General features: G+C 71.8%; 17 protein-coding genes. 2 read left to right on the forward strand and 15 right to left on the reverse strand.

Going from position 1 to position 19,624, the window contains the following annotated elements:
• Positions 1 to 448: 448 nt before the first annotated feature.
• The 5 genes from ACFVH5_RS07880 to rpe form a co-directional block, all read right to left on the reverse strand.
• Complete coding sequence (locus tag ACFVH5_RS07880) at positions 449 to 1,891, reverse strand: GuaB1 family IMP dehydrogenase-related protein (protein ID WP_384810149.1); 1,443 nt, start codon at positions 1,889 to 1,891, stop codon at positions 449 to 451.
• A gap of 144 nt (positions 1,892 to 2,035) precedes the next feature.
• Positions 2,036 to 2,374: a barstar family protein gene (locus tag ACFVH5_RS07885; protein WP_385832675.1), complete on the reverse strand. Its 339-nt coding sequence runs from the start codon at positions 2,372 to 2,374 to the stop codon at positions 2,036 to 2,038.
• Entirely contained in the window at positions 2,371 to 2,811 is a 441-nt protein-coding gene (locus ACFVH5_RS07890; protein WP_385832676.1) for a ribonuclease domain-containing protein, read from the reverse strand. Before ACFVH5_RS07890 ends, ACFVH5_RS07885 begins: the two co-directional genes overlap by 4 nt.
• A 77-nt stretch (positions 2,812 to 2,888) precedes the next feature.
• The gene (locus tag ACFVH5_RS07895) at positions 2,889 to 3,932 is read right to left on the reverse strand and encodes a sugar-binding transcriptional regulator (protein ID WP_107019654.1); all 1,044 of its coding nucleotides are present in this window, start codon (positions 3,930 to 3,932) and stop codon (positions 2,889 to 2,891) included.
• A gap of 78 nt (positions 3,933 to 4,010) precedes the next feature.
• A complete protein-coding gene (gene rpe, locus ACFVH5_RS07900; protein ID WP_055618141.1) occupies positions 4,011 to 4,697 on the reverse strand; it encodes a ribulose-phosphate 3-epimerase in 687 nt (228 codons plus the stop codon).
• Between the two features lie 272 nt (positions 4,698 to 4,969).
• On the opposite strand from rpe, the gene ACFVH5_RS07905 reads away from it, so the two are divergent.
• Complete coding sequence (locus ACFVH5_RS07905) at positions 4,970 to 7,129, forward strand: MMPL family transporter (RefSeq protein WP_385832689.1); 2,160 nt, start codon at positions 4,970 to 4,972, stop codon at positions 7,127 to 7,129.
• Positions 7,130 to 7,171: 42 nt separating this feature from the next.
• Here ACFVH5_RS07905 and ACFVH5_RS07910 read toward each other — a convergent pair whose 3' ends face one another.
• Together ACFVH5_RS07910 and fmt are read right to left on the reverse strand one after the other, a co-directional pair.
• Positions 7,172 to 8,596: an RsmB/NOP family class I SAM-dependent RNA methyltransferase gene (locus tag ACFVH5_RS07910; protein ID WP_385832678.1), complete on the reverse strand. Its 1,425-nt coding sequence runs from the start codon at positions 8,594 to 8,596 to the stop codon at positions 7,172 to 7,174.
• 318 nt (positions 8,597 to 8,914) lie between these two features.
• The gene (gene fmt, locus ACFVH5_RS07915; RefSeq protein WP_384810112.1) at positions 8,915 to 9,847 is read right to left on the reverse strand and encodes a methionyl-tRNA formyltransferase; all 933 of its coding nucleotides are present in this window, start codon (positions 9,845 to 9,847) and stop codon (positions 8,915 to 8,917) included.
• 290 nt (positions 9,848 to 10,137) lie between these two features.
• Between fmt and ACFVH5_RS07920 the strand changes: the two genes are divergently transcribed.
• Complete coding sequence (locus ACFVH5_RS07920; protein WP_385832679.1) at positions 10,138 to 10,695, forward strand: hypothetical protein; 558 nt, start codon at positions 10,138 to 10,140, stop codon at positions 10,693 to 10,695.
• A gap of 106 nt (positions 10,696 to 10,801) precedes the next feature.
• Here the strand turns inward: ACFVH5_RS07920 and ACFVH5_RS07925 are convergent, their stop codons facing one another.
• The 8 genes from ACFVH5_RS07925 to ACFVH5_RS07960 form a co-directional block, all read right to left on the reverse strand.
• Positions 10,802 to 13,012: a primosomal protein N' gene (locus ACFVH5_RS07925; protein ID WP_385832680.1), complete on the reverse strand. Its 2,211-nt coding sequence runs from the start codon at positions 13,010 to 13,012 to the stop codon at positions 10,802 to 10,804.
• Between the two features lie 251 nt (positions 13,013 to 13,263).
• The gene (gene metK, locus ACFVH5_RS07930; protein ID WP_107019661.1) at positions 13,264 to 14,472 is read right to left on the reverse strand and encodes a methionine adenosyltransferase; all 1,209 of its coding nucleotides are present in this window, start codon (positions 14,470 to 14,472) and stop codon (positions 13,264 to 13,266) included.
• A gap of 259 nt (positions 14,473 to 14,731) precedes the next feature.
• Complete coding sequence (coaBC, locus tag ACFVH5_RS07935; RefSeq protein ID WP_385832681.1) at positions 14,732 to 15,934, reverse strand: bifunctional phosphopantothenoylcysteine decarboxylase/phosphopantothenate--cysteine ligase CoaBC; 1,203 nt, start codon at positions 15,932 to 15,934, stop codon at positions 14,732 to 14,734.
• A gap of 106 nt (positions 15,935 to 16,040) precedes the next feature.
• Complete coding sequence (gene rpoZ, locus ACFVH5_RS07940) at positions 16,041 to 16,313, reverse strand: DNA-directed RNA polymerase subunit omega (RefSeq protein ID WP_005319902.1); 273 nt, start codon at positions 16,311 to 16,313, stop codon at positions 16,041 to 16,043.
• A gap of 50 nt (positions 16,314 to 16,363) precedes the next feature.
• A complete protein-coding gene (gene gmk / locus ACFVH5_RS07945) occupies positions 16,364 to 16,957 on the reverse strand; it encodes a guanylate kinase (RefSeq protein WP_385832682.1) in 594 nt (197 codons plus the stop codon).
• Between the two features lie 38 nt (positions 16,958 to 16,995).
• Positions 16,996 to 17,319 (reverse strand): integration host factor, encoded by a 324-nt coding sequence (locus ACFVH5_RS07950; protein ID WP_005319887.1) that lies wholly within the window; start codon positions 17,317 to 17,319, stop codon positions 16,996 to 16,998.
• A gap of 255 nt (positions 17,320 to 17,574) precedes the next feature.
• Positions 17,575 to 18,444, reverse strand: coding sequence for an orotidine-5'-phosphate decarboxylase (gene pyrF / locus ACFVH5_RS07955; RefSeq protein WP_385832683.1), 870 nt, complete (start codon positions 18,442 to 18,444; stop codon positions 17,575 to 17,577).
• Positions 18,441 to 19,556 (reverse strand): quinone-dependent dihydroorotate dehydrogenase, encoded by a 1,116-nt coding sequence (locus ACFVH5_RS07960; protein ID WP_385832684.1) that lies wholly within the window; start codon positions 19,554 to 19,556, stop codon positions 18,441 to 18,443. Before ACFVH5_RS07960 ends, pyrF begins: the two co-directional genes overlap by 4 nt.
• Positions 19,557 to 19,624: the final 68 nt, after the last annotated feature.

Raw genomic sequence — 19,624 nt, forward strand, 5'->3', positions numbered from 1 at the left:
TTCATCGCTGCCGGTCGAGGCGGCGAGACCCCACGACAGCCCCGCGGAGGGGACCACCGTGCACGGGGTCCCCGCCACACTTCGCTCAGCGCACGACTCTATGAGCCCGGGCTTCCCACCCGTAATGCAGCAACCATGCGCGTGTCCGCAAGATCGTTGCGCACATCCCCACCAGACAACCGTTCATTGCGCACCGCTGCTTTTCGGGGGCGCGGGGAACGACGCAACCCGTCGCTCCTGGGGGCGCGGGGAACGGCGCAATCTTTTGCCTTTCAGGCGCGCGGGCAACGACGCAGCCCGTTGCTTCCATGGGCACGGGCGACAGCGCAGCCTGTTGCTTCAGGGGCGCGGGGAACGGCGCAATCTTTTAGGGGCGCGGGGAACTGCGCGACCAGCCACGGTCAACCCGCACGCACAAACGCACGCACCCACCCCCCTGGCGGAGCCGTCAGCTCCAACTGGCATGCAACGGCTGCCCCTCCGCATACCCCGCAGCACTCTGCACGCCCACAACCGCCCGCTCCGCGAACTCCGCAAGAGAGTTCGCACCGGCATACGTACAAGAAGACCGCACACCCGCAATGATCGAGTCGACCAGGTCCTCGACCCCCGGCCGGGACGGGTCGAGGAACATCCGCGACGTAGAGATGCCCTCCTCGAACAGCGCCTTGCGCGCCCGGTCGTACGCCGACTCCTCCGACGTACGGTTGCGCACCGCACGCGCGGACGCCATGCCGAACGACTCCTTGTACAGCCGCCCGTTCGCGTCCTGCTGAAGGTCGCCCGGCGACTCGTACGTACCGGCGAACCACGAGCCGACCATCACGTTCGACGCGCCCGCGGCCAGGGCCATGGCGACATCGCGCGGGTGCCGCACTCCGCCGTCGGCCCACACGTGCTTGCCGTGCTTCTTCGCCTCGGCCGCGCATTCCAGGACGGCCGAGAACTGCGGGCGGCCCACGCCGGTCATCATGCGCGTGGTGCACATGGCGCCCGGTCCGACACCGACCTTGATGATGTCCGCGCCGGCCTCGATCAGATCGCGTACGCCCTCGGCGGCGACGATGTTGCCCGCGACGATCGGCACCTGGGGGTCGAGTCCGCGGACGGCCCGCACCGCGGAGAGCATCGACTCCTGGTGGCCGTGCGCGGTGTCCACGACGAGCGTGTCGACGCCCGCGGCGAGCAGCTGCTTGGCCTTGCCCGCGACATCGCCGTTGATGCCGACGGCGGCGGCGATGCGCAGCTTGCCGTCCGCGTCGGTGGCGGGCGTGTAGAGCGTGGCGCGCAGGGCGCCCTTGCGGGTGAGGATGCCGGCGAGGCGGCCGTCCTTGTCCACGGCGGGGGCGTACCGGCGGTTGGCGTGGTCGAGCCTGTCGAACGCCTCGCCCGGCTCGATGTCCGCGTCGAGCAGCAGCAGGTCGCGTGACATGACCTCGGACAGCTGGGTGAAGCGGTCGACGCCGTTCAGGTCGGCGTCGGTGACCACACCGACGGGCCGGCCCTCGCCGTCGACCACGACACCGGCGTTGTGCGCGCGCTTGGGGAGCAGGGACAGCGCGTCGGCGACGGTCTGGTGCGGGGCGAGGATGATCGGGGTGTCCAGCACGAGGTGGCGGCTCTTGACCCAGGAGACGACCTCGGTGACGACCTCGATCGGGATGTCCTGCGGGATGACGACGAGGCCGCCGCGGCGGGCCATGGTCTCGGCCATCCGGCGGCCCGCGATCGCGGTCATGTTGGCGACCACCAGGGGAATCGTGGTGCCGGTGCCGTCCGGCGAAGCCAGGTCGACGCCCTGCCGCGAGCCGACCGCGGAACGGCTCGGCACCATGAAGACGTCGTCGTACGTCAGGTCGTACGCGGGCTGGATGTCGTTGAGGAAACGCACGTGCTGCACATCCCAGTCGATCAGAGGCGGCCCCCGGACAGGACAGCCCGGGGGAGAGCACGTACTTCATTGTCCCATGCGGGGCCGCGTACACGCCCTGGGTCGATCGTCCGAGCTGGTCAGGGGGCTGTTTGTGGGATCGTCCTAGGTGCCGAGGGCCAGCGCGACGGTGAGTGCCGGGGTGCGGTCGGCGGCCTGGGCGAAGACGTCCTCGGCGATCGTCCACTCGTCGGGGCGGGTGCGCGCGTACGTCCGCCAGCCGGTGACGACGACCAGCAGTCCCCGTTCGCCGCCGGCCGCGGGCCACACGGACGGGTCGCCGAGGCTGTCGGCGAGCGCGTCCCAGTTCCGGCCGAACCACTCGGGCAGCTCCAGGGCGCGTGCGCAGCGCTCCATGAGGTCCGCCTTGTCCGCGACCCCGTCGAGGTCCAGGGTGACCACGTGGCGGCCCGGCAGGTCGCGTCCCGGCTCGTCGTGCGTCATCTCAGCACCGCCCTGAACGAGTTGTAGTGATCATCGGTGTAGTAGACCTCGCCGTCCCGCCCGGTGACAATGCGCCGGGCCCCGCGATCCCGCTCGCCCGGCGTCCGTACCGTGAACTCGTGGTAGTGGCCGCGCTCGTGGCGCGGCAGCTCACGCTCGAAGTTCCCGAAGACGGAACCGTCCTTGGCGTACGGGTAGGGGCCGCCCGCGTCGACGAGGGCGAGCGTGCGGCGGGCCTCGGCGGGCAGCTCCGCCTCCCGGACCGTGTCCATGCCGTCGGCCCACGCGGGGGCCGAGGCCGTCGCGGTGTCCGTCCCCCCGGCCGTCCTGCCGGCCGCGTTCCCGGCCGGATCCGTGGACGAGCAGCCGGCGAGCAGCAGGGCCGTCAGGCACACCAGGAGCCCGGAGAACAGGCGGGGGACGGACCGGAGCAGCATGTCGTCGATGCTGCCACGGCCGTCCCCTCACGGCGCGCTGTCGAACGGCCGGCGGATCACACCGGGTGACTGGTGGCTCAGAGCCCGTCGGGGTCCGCCCGGTCCAGGGCCGGACGCGGTGCCGGACCCGTCGTCATCAGCGCGTCCGCGGCCGCCGTGTCCGTCACCAGGCTGGTGACGAGCCCGGACCGCAGCACCGCGTCGATGGCGCCCGACTTGCGCTGTCCCCCGGCGATCGCGACGACCTCGGGGATCCGGCGCAGCCGGTCGGCCTCGACGGTGATGCACCGCTCCCCCAGGTCGCGCCCGACCCGGCGGCCCTCGACGTCGAAGAGGTGCGCGGACATCTCGGCCTCGACCCCGAGGGACGCGTAGTGCGCGCGCTCCTCCTCGGTGAGCATGTCGTGCACCGTCGAGATCCCGGCCTCCCAGGACCCGATGGACACACAGGCCACGGTGACCTTGTCGAAGTACTCGAAGGCCCGGGCGATCCCCGTCTGGCTGCGCAGCGCTGCCGCGGTGGCCACGTCCGGCAGGAGCATCGGCGCGTAGATGGGGTGGGCGTCGCCGCCGGAGACCTGGGCGGCCCGGCGGACGGCCTCGACCGAGCCGCGCTCGGCCGTCCCGGCGTCGTAGACACCCGTCAGCTGCACCACCGTGCACGGCGGCAGCCGGTCGAGCGCCGCGGCCATGTGGATGGTGGAACGGCCCCAGGCGAGGCCGAGCACATCGCCCTCGGCGACGAGCTCGCCGAGCAGGTCGGCGGCCACCTCGCCGAGGTTCTCCGGGTCGGGCGACTCCTCGGCCTCGGCCGGGGACTCCACGACCACGGCATGCCGCAGGCCGTAACGGGCGCGCAGCGCATCGGAGCGCTCCGCGTCCAGCTCCGCGGGGACACGGATCTCGATCCTCACGAGATCCCGTTCGAGGGCGGTCTCCAGGACCCGGGCCACCTTGAAGCGGCTGACGCCGAACTCCTCGGCGATCTGGATCTTGGACTTGCCCTCTAGGTAGAAGCGGCGGGCCATGGCCGCCGCCTGCACCAGCTCAGCGGGTCCCATCCGCATGGCTGACCGGCCCGCCGACATACCCGACACGGCGATCTCCTCACTGCTGTTCACACTCTGGATTCGCCGTTCATCCTTGCAGATCCGGCGTACTTGATCAGCCCTGAGGGGCGGCGTTCACGTTCCCTTGGCTCAGTGGCCGCATGCCCATGCTGCCTGGGCCGTCGCCTCCTCGGCCTGCGTGCGCAATGCACGTACCGCCTGGGCGGGGTCGGCGGCGCCGTAGACGGCCGAGCCGGCCACGAAGACGTCGGCTCCCGCCTCGGCGCAGCGCTCGATGGTGGAGGCGGAGACCCCGCCGTCGACCTGGAGCCACAGTTCGAGACCGTGCTTGTTGATCAACTCGCGGGTACGGCGGATCTTCGGAAGCATGATGTCGAGAAACGCCTGGCCGCCGAAGCCCGGCTCGACGGTCATGATCAGCAGCATGTCCAGCTCGGGCAGCAGATCCTCGTACGGCTCGATGGGCGTCGCGGGCCTCAGCGCCATGGAGGCGCGGGCGCCCTTGGCCCGGATCTCGCGGGCCAGCCGCACGGGTGCGGCGGCGGCCTCGACGTGGAAGGTGACGGAGCCGGCACCCGCTTCTACGTACTGGGGCGCCCACCGATCGGCGTCCTCGATCATCAGATGGCAGTCCAGCGGGGTGTCCGTCGCACGTGCCAGGGACTCTACGACCGGCACGCCGAGCGTGAGGTTGGGGACGAAATGGTTGTCCATCACGTCGACATGCAGCCAGTCGGCCCCTTCCACCGCCTTTGCCTCCTCGGCAAGGCGGGCGAAGTCGGCGGAGAGGATGCTGGGGTTGATCTGCGCGGCCATGCCACAAGCCTGCCATGCCCGGAGCAGGTTGCCTCCCCGGTCCCGGCCCGGACCGGTCGGTATGTACCGACTCGTTCGGTCCGGGGGGCTGCACCGGCCGGACGGCCCATGCCATCCTTGTCGGCCCACCGGCTCCATGAGCGGCTACGGGGATGGCCATGACGGACGCGCAGGGAACGCGGGAACCTCAGGGATCTCGGACCTCACAGGTCTCACGGGACTCGCAGAACTCTCAGGGATCTCGGGGAAAGCAGCGGCGGGGTGTCGGCTGGCTGGTGTGCGGCCGGCGGTCCAAGTGGCTCGTGGTGGGCCTGTGGCTGGTGCTGCTCGTGGTCATGGCGCCCTTCGCGCAGAAACTCACCGACGCCCAGGACAACGACGCGGCCTCCTGGCTGCCCGGTTCCGCCGAGTCCACCCAAGTCCTGCAGACCTCCGAGGACTTCAGGCCGGAACAGCTCCCGGCGATCGTGGTGTACGCCCGCGCCGACGGCCTCACCGCACAGGACCGGGTACGGATCGCCCGGGACGTACGGGAACTGAGGGAACTGCGCGCGCACGGCATCCGCGGCGCGGAGACCCGTGGCCCCGTGTTCGACCGGAGGCCGGCCCCGCGGGCGGCCCAGGTCTCCGTGCCGATCACGATGGACGAGAAGGGCTGGGAGCGCATCGCGCCCGCGGTCGACGCCATCCGTGCGGACGTCGGCGAGAGCGGGGACGGCCTCGCCGTGCACATCACGGGCCCGGGCGGCACGTCCGCCGACTTCTCCGAGGCCTTCGAGGGCATCGACTCCACCCTGCTGTTCTCGGCGATGACCGTCGTCATCGTGATGCTGCTGCTGACCTACCGCAGCCCGACCTTGCTGATCGTGCCCCTGATCGGTGTGGTCGCCGCCCTGTTCACCGCGCAGGCGCTGGTCTACCTGCTCGCGGAACACGCGGGGCTGACCGTCAACGGGCAGAGCGCGGGCATCCTCACGGTGCTCGTCTTCGGCGCGGGGACGGACTACGCCCTGCTCCTGGTGGCCCGTTACCGGGAGGAGCTGCGCCGCCACGAGGACCGCCACGAGGCCATGGCGCTGGCCCTGCACCGGGCGGGCCCGGCCGTCGTCGCGTCCGGCGCCACCGTCGTCCTGAGCATGCTGGTGCTGCTCGCCGCCGAGATGAACTCGACGCGCGGCCTCGGCCCCGTCGCCGCCATCGGCGTCGCCGTGGCACTGTTCGCGATGCTGACGCTCTTCCCGGCCCTGCTGGTCATCTGCGGTCGCTGGATCTTCTGGCCGGTGGTCCCGCACTTCGGCTCCGAGGACCCGACCGAGCGCGGTGTCTGGGCGCGGATGGGCAACCGTTTCTCGCACCGCCCGCGGCTCGTCTGGGCCGTCACGGCGGCCACGCTCGCGCTGCTGTCGCTGGGCCTGATCCAGTTGCGCGCGGAGGGCATCAGCAACGCCGACGCCTTCACCGACAAACCCGACTCGATCGTCGGCCAGGAGGTGTCCGCGCGGTACTTCCCGGCGGGCAGCGGCGATCCGCTCGTCGTCATCAGCGACCGCGAACAGGCCGAGGAGGTCGGGCGGGCGGTCGCGGGCACCCGCGGGGTCGTACCGGACTCCCTGGGCCTGCCGCCCGGCACGAAACCGGAGTTCGAGGGCAGGGTCCTCTTCGAGGCGACCATGACCGCCCCGGCGGACAGCGAGGCCGCGAAACGGACGGTGGAGCGGGTACGGGACGCCGTGCACGCGGTCCCGGACGCGAACGCCCGGGTGGGCGGCGGTACGGCGGCTCTGCTGGACATGGACAGGGCGACGACCCACGACAACATCCTGATCATCCCGCTGGTGCTGCTCGTGGTGCTGCTCATCCTGTGCGCCCTGCTCCGCGCCCTGATCGCCCCGCTGCTCCTGATCGGCACGGTGGTGCTGTCCTTCGCCGCCGCGCTGGGGATCAGCGCGCTCGCCTTCCGGCACGTCTTCGACTACGCGGGCGAGACGACGGACTTCCCGCTGTTCGTCTTCGTCTTCCTGGTGGCGCTGGGCATCGACTACAACATCTTCCTGACCACCCGCATCCGTGAGGAGGCGGCCCGCCAGGGCACGCGTCCCGGCGTGGTCACGGGCCTCGCCGCGACCGGCGCGGTGATCACGTCGGCGGGCCTGGTCCTGGCGGGCACGTTCGCCGCCCTGGGGACGCTGCCGATGGTCGCCTTCGCCGAGATCGGGTTCACGGTCGCCCTCGGCGTCCTGCTCGACACGTTCATCGTGCGCTCGGTCCTCGTGACGTCCCTGTTCCTGGACGTGGGCCCGAAGATCTGGTGGCCGAACCGACTGGCCCACGAGACCGGAAGCGCTCCCGTGGCCGGCCCGCCGGCACCTCCCGCACCCGCCGCGCAATCCCCGGCCGCACCGGCCCCACGAGCGGGCGGCCCGCCGGAGTAGCCCGGACCGGCCCGCAGCGGGGGCGGAAGGGATACGGCCAGGTCAGCCGGTCCGGCGGATCAGCGCCAGATACATGGCGTCCGTCCCGTGCACATGCGGCCACAGCTGGACGTCCGGACCCTCGCCCAGGGCCGGGACGTCCACGAAGAGCGGGCGGGCGTCGATCAGCTCGGCGTCCTTCTCCTTGAGTACGTCGTTGACCACGGCCCGGGTCTCGGCGAGGTGCGGCGAGCAGGTGGCGTACCCGACGACACCGCCGATCCGCACCGAGTCGAGCGCGGTGCGCAGCAGTCCGCGCTGCAACGGCGCGAACCCGTCCAGGTCCGTGGGCCGCCGCCGCCAACGCGCCTCGGGCCGCCGCCGCAGGGCACCGAGCCCGGTGCAGGGCACGTCCATCAGTACACGGTCGAAGGTCCCCGAGCGCCACGGCGGCCGGGTCCCGTCGGCGGCGATGACCTGGTACGGGCCGGGGTTCCCGGCGAGTGCCTTCGCGACCAGTTTGGCGCGGTGCGGCTGCTTCTCGGAGGCGAGCAGCACGGCCCCGCGCTCGGCGGCGAGCCCGGCGAGCATGGCCGCCTTGCCGCCCGGTCCCGCGCAACCGTCGAGCCATGCCCTGTCGGGTCCGTCGAGGGGCGCGTTCGCGAGAGCGATCGCCACGAGCTGGCTGCCCTCGTCCTGGACGCCGGCCCGTCCTTCGCGTACGGCGTCGATGGCGCCCGGCTCCCCGCCCTCGGACAGCCGCACCGCGTACGGCGACCAGCGGCCCGGCAGCGCGGTCTCCTCACCGACCTCACCGAGGATCTCCGCGGCGGTGGAACGGCCCGGCCTGGCGACGAGGGTCACCTCGGGCCGTTCGTTGTCGGCCTCCAGCAGGTCCTCGATGCCGGCGCGTCCGCCGCCCAGCGAGTCCCACAGCGCCGAGACGATCCACCGGGGGTGCGAGTGCACGACGGCGAGATGGTCCTCGGCGTCCTCGTCGTAGGGCGGCGCGACCTGCTCGATCCAGGCGTCCAGCTCCTGCCGGGAGATCTTGCGGAGCACGGCGTTGACGAACTTCGCCCGCCCGTCGCCGAGCACGATCCGCGCGAGGTCGACGGTCGCGGACACGGCGGCGTGCGTCGGGATCCGCGTCCCGAGCAATTGATGCGCACCCAGGCTCAGCACGTCCAGGACCGGCGGGTCGACCTCGCGCAGCGGCCGGTCGACGCATGCGGCGATGACGGCGTCGTACGTCCCCTGCCTGCGCAGTGTCCCGTACACCAGTTCCGTCGCGAGTGCCGCGTCGCGCCCGTCGAAGTCGCCCTCTTCCCGCGCCTTCCGCAGGAGGGGCGGCAGCACGAGATTCGCATACGCGTCCCTCTCGTCCACCGCCCGCAAAGCATCGAAGGCAAGCATCCGCACCGGGTCCTTCTTGGGACGACGGTAGGGCTTGCCCTGCTGACGGGGCCGACGAGTCTGCTCACTCACGAAAAAGGTGCTCCGGCTCAAGGGAAGAGATACATCCCCAGGTTACGCGCCCCGAAAGGGCCGCGGGGAACTGCGCACGTCCACCCTTAGGGGCGCGGGGAACTGCGCGACTCCCACAGCGGCAGACCCGCACACCTCCAGACCCGGCTCCCCTCCACTCCCTCAAGGGGCGCGGGGAACTGCGCAACCCCCACAACAACAGACCCGCACACCTCCAGGCCTGGCCCCCCCTCCACCCCCTCAAGGGGCGCGGGGAACTGCGCAACCGCCCCCACCGACCCCGCAGCCGAAAACAGTCCCGCCCGCGGAGCGACAGACTCAGCCCCCCACCACCTCGCCGGAGGCGATCCGAACCCCCCGGGCCCAGTCAGCCGCCCGCATCGGCTTCTTCCCCTGCGCCTGCACCCACAACAACTCGACCGCGTACGACCCGGTACCGACGTACACATTGTTCTTCCCGACCGCCAACGCCCCCGGCGCAAGATCCGTCCGCTCGGGAACCGGCACGACCTGGATCAGCTTCAGCCGCTCCCCGCGGAACACGGTCCACGACCCGGGCGACGGCGTGCACCCCCGTACGACCCGGTCGACCCGGAGCGCCGGCGCGGCCCAGTCGACATGCGCGTCCTCGACGCTGATCTTCGGAGCCAGGGTGATCCCGTCGGCCGGCTGCGGCACGGCCTTCAGCGTGCCGTCCTCGATCCCGTCCATCGTCGCCGCGAGCAGCCCGGACCCGGCGAAGGCGAGCCGCGTCAGCAGATCCCCGCTGGTGTCGGTGGCCCGCACCTCCTCGGTGACGGTCCCGTACACCGGCCCGGAGTCGAGCCCCTCCTCGATGAGGAAGGTGGACGCCCCGGTGATCTCGTCCCCGGCCATGACGGCGTGCTGCACGGGCGCCGCCCCGCGCCAGGCGGGCAGCAGCGAGAAGTGCAGGTTGACCCACCCGTGGGCGGGGATGTCGAGCGCGACCCGCGGCAGCAGCGCGCCGTACGCCACGACGGGGCAGCAGTCCGGGGCGATCTCCCTCAGCCGCGCGAGGAAGTCCTCGTCCCGCGGCCGGACGGGCTTGAGCACCTCGATCCCGGCCTCCTCGGCGCGCTGGGCGACGGGGCTCGCGACGAGCCTGCGCCCCCGTCCGGCGGGCGCGTCGGGCCGCGTGACGACGGCGGCCACCTCGTGCCGCCCGGAGGCGATCAGGGCGTCCAGAGCGGGAACGGCGACCTCGGGGGTACCGGCGAAGACGAGCTTCATGGGTGGCAGTCGGCCTCTCGGTCGAATTCACAACGGGCAGCGCACCAGTCTATGGGGCGCGGCCCGGCTCCCAGGGGCGCGGGGAACTGCGCGACCGGCTCCCACCGCACCCGCAGCCGGAACTCTCACCCGAAGTACCCCCGAACCGGCCGCCGGGGGCGTACGCATATGCCTCCACGCCCCTGGTGCGTGACCACTCACCCCGAAACGCGTTGGTCAAGAAAGAGTTGACCAAAACGGGCCGCACTCGCGGCCCGGTCCTTTTCAACGCCGGTTCGAGAGGCTTGTTCATGGCCGACCACGCAACCCACGACGCCCAGGCTCGGGCCAGCCTGCACTTGCTGGTGCGGGACATCGAGCGGGTCCGCCGGCAGGTGGACGCACTGCGCACGCTGACAGCCCAGCTGGGCAACGTCTACCGCCCGCGCCGCTCCGGCCCCTCCACGGGCTTCGTCGTCTACGGACGCGCTCCCGCTCCGACCGTCCGCCTCGCCCAGGAGCTGCGGGACAGCGTCGAGACCCTGGTCACGGCCGCCGTGGACTTCGACCGCTCACTGGGTTTCTCGTGGGACGCGGTGGGCTCGGCTCTCGGCGTCACCAAACAGGCGGTGCACCGCCGTTACGGCGCCCGCCGGGCGACCGCCCAGGCCGCCGCGGAGGCCGAGCGCGCGACCGAGCCGTCGGGTACCCGCGCGGTCGGCGTCAACACCGGTATCCCCACGGTCCCGGCCGCCCGTTCCATGCCGATGCCGATGCCCATGCCGCTGCCGACCCAGCCGACGGCGGGCAGCCCCACCCTCCGCGAGGAGGCCAGGCCGAACGCGTTCCCCGGCCCGCGCAACGGCTGACGCCCTCACCGGAGCGCCCTCGAAGCGGTCCCCCTGTCTGCCCCCGAGAACTTCGGGGGCAGACGCGTATCTCCCCCGTCTCCCCGTCTCTCTTGGTCCGCGCAGGTCACCCGATGTCGGGCGGATCGATCCGGATCCGCACCGCTTCACTCCCGCCACCACCCCGGCCACCCCCACTGCCTCCGTTCCCCCCGCTCCCCCCACTGCCTCCACGGGCGCTCCCCCCGCGAGCCATCCGCGCGGCCTGCGCATGCTTCAGCGCGGACGCCAGCGCCGCCCCCTTCCCCGGCGGCACCCGGATCAGCGCCCGCTCCCACTGCTCGCCGGGCGGCGGCGCCCCCGCCCGCCGCGGTCGCCCCGGGTCCGCCGGGACCACCGGCACCGGTCCCAGCAGCTCGGCCTCGCCGGGCAGTTCGACCGTGGCGAGGAATCCGGCGAGCGCCTCCGCGGTCCCGGACACGGACGCCATCCGCGACACCGGCGGGAACCCCAGCTCGGCCCGCTCGGCCAGTTCACGCACGGCGTGCCCGACCGGGTCCCAGCGCACCAGCGCCTGCACGGGCCGCAGCGTCGGCTCGGCCACGACCACCACGGTCCCGCCGTCCGGCTGCCCCCGTACCAGCGCCGCCGCGTCGATCCACCGCCGCAGCGCCTCCTCGCCGGCCCGCAGGTCGGGGCGTCCGAGCATCGCCCAGCCGTCGAGCAGCAGCGCCGCCGCGTAGCCGCCCTCGGCCACGGGCTCCGCGCCCGGCGTGCTGACGACGAGCGCGGGCGTCCCCGGCACGGTGTCCAGCACCTGTTCGCGTCCGGAGGTCCGCACGGGGACGGCCGGGAACGCGCGCCCCAGCTCCTCTGCGGTCCGCCGCGCCCCCACGACCTGCGCCCGCAGCCGGAACCCACCGCACTCGGGACAGTGCCAGCTGTTCTCCTCCCGGCCGCACCACCCGCACTGCAGCCCCCCGGCGTCCTGCCCCTCCAACGGCCCGGCACAGTGCCGGCACCGCGCGGGCGCCCGGCACTGCGCACAGGCCATGCGGGGTACGTAGCCCCGGCGCGGAACCTGTACCAGTACGGGCCCCGTCTTCAGCCCTTCTCTGACGGCCTGCCAGGCGAGGGTGGGCAGCCGCGCGGCCCGCGCCGCCTCGTCGCGCGCGAGGTCCTGGTCGCCGACGGTCCGTACGAGCGGAGCCGCCGCGCGCACCTGCTCCCGCTCGGCGACGAGCGGAGCCGCCCAGCCGCTCTCGACGAGCTGCGCGGCCTCGACGGTGCAGCTCCAACTCCCCAGCAGGAACGCGCACTTGTCATGGGCGGCCCGCAGCAGCAGGACCTCGCGGGCATGCGGCTGCGGGGCGTGCGGTTCGCTGTGGCTGCCGTCCCCGTCGTCCCAGATGACCACGAGCCCCAGATCCCGTACGGGCGCGAACATGGCGGCCCTGGTCCCCACCACGGCCCGTACGGACCCGCGCCGCACGGCCAGCCACTGCCGGTACCGCTTCTCGGGGCCGGCCTCGGCGGTCAGCACGGCGTGCCGCCCCTCCCCCAGCACCGAGGTGAGGGCCGCGTCCACCCGGCTGACGGCCCGCCCGTCGGGCACGACGACGAGCGCGCCGCGCCCGGAGGCGAGCGTCGCCGCGACGGCCCGCGCCAGTTCCTCGGCCCAGCCTGGCCCCGGCAGCGCGTTCCACACGGCCCGGGGTGCCCCGCCGCCCGCGAGCGACTCGATGAAGGCGGGCCCCCGCGGATACCTGGCCCAGGACCCCACCGCCGGCGCCTCGGGCACGGGCAGCGGCTCGGGGGAAGGCTTCCCCTCGGCGCGGGCGTTGCGCGGCGGGACGGCCAGTTGCAGTACGTCGGCCAGGCTTCCCGCGTACCGGTCGGCGACGGCGCGCGCGAGGCCGAGCAACTCCTCGCTCAACACGATCTCCGGCGACACCACTTGGGCGAGGGCCGCCAGGGGTCCCGAGTAGTCGGACTCGGCCAGCCGCTCTACGAGGAACCCGTCGATCAGCCCGCCGCCCTCGCGCCGCCCCTCCCGCACCCGGTGCCGCCCGGCCCCGAACCGCACCCGCACCCGCACCCCGGGCTGGGCGTCGGCGTCCAGCTCCTCGGGCACGGCGTAGTCGAAGTACCGGTCGAGATGCAGCACGCCCTTGTCGACGAGCACCCGCGCGACGGGCAGATGCTCGGCGACCGCGGCCCCGCGCCAGGTCCGCGGCTTGGCCCGCGGCGCCTTGCGCACGGCATCCCGGATCAACGCAAGCTGCTCGGGCGGCGCCCCGTCGGCCCCGCCACCCGTCTGCCCGTCGTCGCTGCTCACAGCAGCATTCCTACCAGACCGCACTGACACCCCCACCCGCCCGCCACCACCCCACCCACACACCACGAACACCCCGAAGCACTGGCCGACACCACCCCCTCGACACACCACCCGAGGTCGGTCGGCCGCCCTGAAACGCCGAGACCCGGCCCCCCTCAAGCGGGAAGGCCGGGTCTCGGTGCAAGCCGTGCGGCGGAGGAGCTGGGCCTCCGCCGTGTGCGCGCGAGCGCACGAGGCGTGGAAGCGGGAGGTTAGAGGCCCGCCGCCTTGCGCAGGGCGTCCACCCGGTCCGTCTTCTCCCAGGTGAACTCCGGCAGCGCGCGCCCGAAGTGGCCGTACGCGGCGGTCTTGGAGTAGATCGGCCGCAGCAGGTCGAGGTCGCGGATGATCGCGGCCGGGCGGAGGTCGAAGACCTCGGAGATGGCCGTCTCGATCTTCTCCGCGTCGACCTTGGCGGTGCCGAAGGTCTCGACGAAGAGGCCGACGGGCTCGGCCTTGCCGATCGCGTAGGCGACCTGGACCTCGCAGCGGGAGGCGAGGCCCGCGGCGACGACGTTCTTGGCGACCCACCGCATGGCGTACGCGGCGGAGCGGTCGACCTTGGACGGGTCCTTGCCGGAGAACGCGCCGCCACCGTGGCGGGCCATACCGCCGTAGGTGTCGATGATGATCTTGCGGCCGGTCAGACCGGCGTCACCCATCGGGCCGCCGATCTCGAAGCGGCCGGTCGGGTTGACCAGAAGGCGGTAGCCCTCGGTCTCCAGCTTGATGCCGTCGTCCAGGAGCGCCTTCAGCTCGGGCTCCACCACGAACTCGCGGATGTCGGGCGCGAGCAGCGAGTCCAGGTCGATGTCCGACGCGTGCTGCGAGGAGACGACGACGGTGTCCAGCCGGACCGCCTTGTCGCCGTCGTACTCGATGGTGACCTGGGTCTTGCCGTCGGGGCGCAGGTACGGGATCGTGCCGTTCTTGCGGACCTCGGAGAGGCGTCGCGCGAGGCGGTGCGCGAGGTGGATCGGGAGCGGCATCAGCTCCGGGGTCTCGTCCGTCGCGTAGCCGAACATCAGGCCCTGGTCGCCGGCGCCCTGCTTGTCCAGCTCGTCCTCGTCGCCCTCGACCCGCTTCTCGTACGCGGTGTCGACGCCCTGCGCGATGTCCGGGGACTGAGAGCCGATCGACACGGACACGCCACAGGACGCGCCGTCGAAGCCCTTCTTCGAGGAGTCGTAGCCGATTTCGAGGATCTTGTCGCGCACGAGCTGCGCGATCGGCGCGTAGGCCTTGGTCGTGACCTCGCCGGCCACGTGCACGAGGCCGGTCGTGATGAGCGTCTCGACGGCGACCCGGGAGGACGGGTCCTCACGCAGAAGCGCATCGAGGATGGTGTCGCTGATCTGGTCAGCGATCTTGTCGGGGTGACCCTCGGTCACGGACTCCGAGGTGAACAGGCGACGGGACACAACGCTCCCTGTGGTTGCAGCGGCTGCTGGCTGATCATTGGCGGACGGCCGGGAGCTGCGCCCGGCGTCGTCCGAGAACAGTTTATCGGTCGCGCTCCGTCGCGGGGCTACTGTCTCGCCTCTCGGAAGCGCTGTGACCTGCGGCACGGGCATTCTGCGACACGAATTACCGTCTCCGCCAGGTTCCCACACCCTTGTGCGCCGGTGAAAAGTGGTGTCCGCGTGCGACGGCCGGGGTGTCCTGAAGTTGTTGGGGCGTTCACACGAGTCGGCGCGCCACGAGGTCCCACACAGTCTCGGCCAGTGCTTCCTTGGGCCCGTGGGGCACAGGGGTCTCGCTTCCGTCGGCGCCCAGCACGACCGCCTCGTTCTCCTCGGAGCCGAAGGTCTTGCGCTCGCCCACCTCGTTGACGACGAGGAGGTCGCAGCCCTTGCGCAGGAGCTTCGCCCGGCCGTTGGCCAGCACGTCGTCCGTCTCGGCGGCGAAACCGACGACGACCTGACCGGGGCGGGCGCGGTCCGCGGAGATCTCCGCGAGGATGTCCGGATTTCGAACGAGAACGATCGGTTCCGGTTCCTGGCCGTCCTTCTTCTTGATTTTTCCCGACGCGTATGCAGCGGGCCGGAAGTCCGCCACCGCCGCCGCCATGACCACGGCGTCGGCGTCCGGGGCGGCCTTGAGCACGGCCTCGCGGAGCTGCACGGCCGTCCCGACCTGGATGACGTCGACGCCCGCCGGGTCCGGCATCGCGGTGTTCGCGGCGATCAGGGTGACGCGGGCGCCCCGGGCGGCGGCGGTGCGCGCGAGGGCGTACCCCTGCTTCCCGGAGGACCGGTTGCCGAGGAAGCGGACCGGGTCGAGCGGTTCCCGCGTGCCGCCCGCGCTGACGAGGACGTGGCGCCCGGCGAGATCCGGTTCGGCCGCTCCCCGCGCGAGCACGCGGCGGCAGACCTCGAAGATCTCGGTGGGGTCGGGCAGCCGTCCCTTGCCGGTGTCGACGCCGGTCAGCCGGCCCACGGCGGGTTCGATGACGACGGCGCCCCGGCGGCGCAGGGTCGCCACGTTCTCCCGGGTGGCCGGGTGTTCCCACATCTCGGTGTGCATGGCGGGCGCGAAGACGACCGGACAGCGGGCGGTGAGCAGGGTGTTCGTGAGGAGGTCGTCGGCCAGGCCGTGGGCGGCCTTCGCCAGCAGGTCCGCGGTGGCGGGGGCGACGACGACCAGGTCGGCCCCCTGGCCGATCCGCACGTGCGGGACCTCGTGCACGTCGGACCAGACCTCGGTCGAGACGGGGTGTCCGGACAGGGCGGACCAGGTCGCGGCGCCGACGAAGTGCAGCGCGGACGCGGTCGGCACGACGCGCACGTCGTGTCCCGACTCGGTCAGTCGGCGCAGCAGTTCGCACGCCTTGTAGGCGGCGATGCCACCGCTGACCCCCAGCACGACCTTCGGCTTGTCCACGTCTCTCCCCGGACCTCGGAAAACGTACGTACGCCCCCATCACACACCACAGGCCCGGCAGGGGCGCTGCCGGGCCTGTGGATAAACGAACTGCAAGCAGAAAATACTACTGAGCCGGGCCCTCGATGGCTTCCGACGTCAGCAGACCCGCGTTGATCTCCCGGAGGGCGATCGACAGCGGCTTCTCGTGGACGTGGGTGTCCACAAGGGGACCGACGTACTCAAGGAGGCCCTCGCCGAGCTGCGAGTAGTACGCGTTGATCTGGCGGGCACGCTTGGCCGCGTAGATCACCAGGCTGTACTTCGAGTCGGTTGCCTCAAGAAGCTCGTCGATCGGAGGGTTGATGATGCCCTCGGGCGCGGTGATGGAAGAGGACACGCTCTGCCTTCCGAAAGGTGGAAATCGACCTTAAAGGTGATCCTGAAAGATCAAACAACTTCCATCAAGGCTAGCAGCTCGCGCGCCACGTCCTCGACGGAGGTGTTGACCAGGGTGGTGTCGAACTCCGGCTCGGCCGCCAGCTCGATCTTGGCGGCGCCCAGCCGGCGCTCGATCACCTCGGGCGGCTCGGTGCCCCGCCCGGTGAGCCGGCGCACCAGCTCCTCCCAGGAAGGAGGGGCCAGGAACACCAGCTGGGCGTCGGACATGGACTCGCGGACCTGCCGGGCGCCCTGGAGATCGATCTCCAGGAGGACCGACTCGCCCGACTCCAGCCGTGCCAGCACGGCGTCGCGCGGTGTCCCGTAGCGGTTGCCCGCGAACTCCGCCCATTCGAGAAGCTCGCCGTTGGCGATCAGCTTGTCCATCTCCTCGTCACTGACGAAGAAGTAGTGGACACCGTGCCTCTCGCCGGGGCGCGGCCTGCGGGTCGTCGCCGACACCGAGAGCCAGACCTCGGGATGTTCCTTGCGCATATGAGCGACGACCGTGCTCTTGCCGACCCCTGAGGGGCCGGAGAGCACGGTCAGCCGCGGACCTACGTCCGGGGATACGGGGGTCGTCCCCCGGGGTGTTGCAGCCATGCGGTGATTATCCAGGTTCTCAGGGGTGCCTGAGAACGTCAGGCCGCACCGCCGCCGAACTCGCGCTCCAAGGAGGCGATCTGATTGGAGCCAAGACCTCGCACACGGCGGCTCTCGGAGATCCCGAGCCGTTCCATGATCTGCTTGGCGCGGACCTTGCCCACGCCCGGCAGGGACTCCAGGAGAGCGGAGACCTTCATCTTTCCGATGACGTCGTTCTCCTGACCCTGCTTGATGACCTCGTGGAGCGAGGCGCCGGAGTGCTTGAGTCGATTCTTGACCTCGGCCCGCTCCCGGCGAGCCGCGGCGGCCTTTTCGAGCGCGGCTGCGCGCTGTTCAGGGGTAAGGGGCGGAAGAGCCACGCCTACGTCACCTCGGATGTCGAACTGTCGGATACGGACCGGTGAGGAAGCTGGTCGCCCCACACCTGGCGAGCAACGGACAACACTTCTGCCCGTTGACTCTGGTCGGAGACTAGCGGGCAAGTCCGCCGGAGTCAGCGAGAACAGAGGAAAAGTCCTGGTCAGCCTCTATCGAGTCCGACATTTACGACAAAACTCCCCGGATTTGAGCATGTATTCAGACGCGGGACGTCCGGAAGACGCGCGCCGAAGTCCTCAGGCCGCCTCCACCGCCGCCCTGATCTCCTCCGCGAAGAGGTCCGACGACGCGCGTAGCGCGCCGAGGTCGGGTCCGTGACGCAGAACACCCCGGCTGACGTTCGGCACCACCTGACGCACCGCCGCTCCGAAGACCCGGGGAAGGTCGGCCGGGGTCGCGCCCTGGGCGCCGATGCCAGGGGCGAGGAGCGGGCCGTTGATGGCGAGGTCGTACGAGGAGAGATCGCCGAGCGTGGCGCCGACGACCGCCCCGAAGGAGCCCATCGGGGTCTGTCCCGCGTTCTCCTCGGCGAGGTGCGCCAGCATGGTCGCGCCCACGTTCCGCAGGGCCGTGTCCTCGGGGCGTACCGCGTGCTGCACCTCGGCGCCCTCCGGGTTGGAGGTCAGGGCGAGCACGAACAGCCCCGAGCCGCTCTGCCGGGCGAGTTCGACCGCCGGCTTCAGCGATCCGTAGCCGAGGTACGGCGAGACCGTCAGCGCGTCGGAGAACAGCGGTGAGCCCTTCTCCAGGAAGGCGGACGCGTACGCCGCCATGGTCGAGCCGATGTCACCGCGCTTGGCGTCCATGACGACCAGCGCCCCGGCCGCGCGCGCCTCCTCGACCGACTTCTCCAGGACGGCGACACCGCGCGACCCGAAGCGCTCGAAGAACGCGCTCTGCGGCTTCAGTACGGCGACCCGGTCGGCCAGCGCCTCGACGACGGTGCGGCTGAAGCGCTCCAGGCCCCCGATGTCGTCGTTCAGGCCCCAGTCGGCGAGCAGGGAGGCGTGCGGGTCGATCCCGACGCACAGGGGGCCCCGCTCGTCCATGGCGCGGCGCAGACGGGCGCCGAAGGACTCCGGGCCCCCACCGTTCAGCAGGCTCATACCGTGCTCCTCGTGTTCCTCACGTCGGCGCCGACCGCGTCGGCGAGGGTGGCGTACGGGCTCGTACGCAGGCGGGCGGCGAGGCCCTTGTGGATGCCGCGTCCCCAGAAGGGGCCCTCGTAGACGAAGGCGCTGTAGCCCTGGACCAGCGTGGCGCCGGCCAGGACACGCTGCCAGGCGTCCTCGGCGTTCTCGACGCCGCCGACGCCCACGAGGGTGATCCGGTCCCCCACGCGCGCGTAGAGGCGGCGCAGCACCTCCAGGGAGCGTGCCTTGAGCGGCGCGCCGGACAGCCCGCCGGTCTCCGCGACGAGGGAGGCGTCGGACGCCAGCCCCAGCTCCTCGCGCGCGATGGTGGTGTTCGTGGCGATGATCCCGTCCAGGCCCAGTTCGACCGCGAGGTCGGCGACGGCGTCCACGTCCTCGTCGGCGAGGTCCGGCGCGATCTTCACGAGCAGCGGCACCCGGCGCGCGGTGACGGTCCGGTCCGCGGCCTCGCGGACGGCGGTGAGCAGGGGCCGCAGCGACTCGGTCGCCTGGAGGTTGCGCAGTCCGGGCGTGTTCGGGGAGCTGACGTTGACCACGAGGTAGTCGGCGTACGGGGCCAGCCGCTCGGCGGACTTCACGTAGTCGGCGGCGGCCTCCTCCTCGGGGACGACCTTGGTCTTGCCGATGTTGACGCCCACGACGGTCCTGAAGACGGGCGTACGGGCCCTCAGGCGCTCCGCCACGGCCTCGGAGCCCTCGTTGTTGAATCCCATGCGGTTGATCAGCGCGCGGTCCGGCACGAGGCGGAACAGCCGCTTCCTGGGGTTGCCGGTCTGCGCCTCCCCCGTGACCGTGCCGATCTCGACGTGGTCGAAGCCGAGCATCGACAGGCCGTCGATCGCGACCGCGTTCTTGTCGAAGCCGGCCGCGAGCCCGAACGGGCCGTGCATCCGCAGCCCGAACGCCTCGGTCCGCAGCTCCTTGTACCGGGGCGCGAGCACGGCGGCGACGAAGGTCCGCAGGACGGGGACGCGGACGGCCAGCCGGATCCAGCCCAAGGCGAGGTGATGGGCCTGCTCGGGGTCCATGCGCTGGAAAGCGAGCCGGAAGAAGAGCTTGTACATGATGGGCTTCCTCGTCGAGAACCTCATGGATGAGGGGGACACCCTTCCAGGTGTCCCCCTCGACGCCG

This window comes from Streptomyces sp. NPDC127119 (assembly GCF_042677425.1).
Classification (GTDB): Bacteria; Actinomycetota; Actinomycetes; order Streptomycetales; family Streptomycetaceae; genus Streptomyces.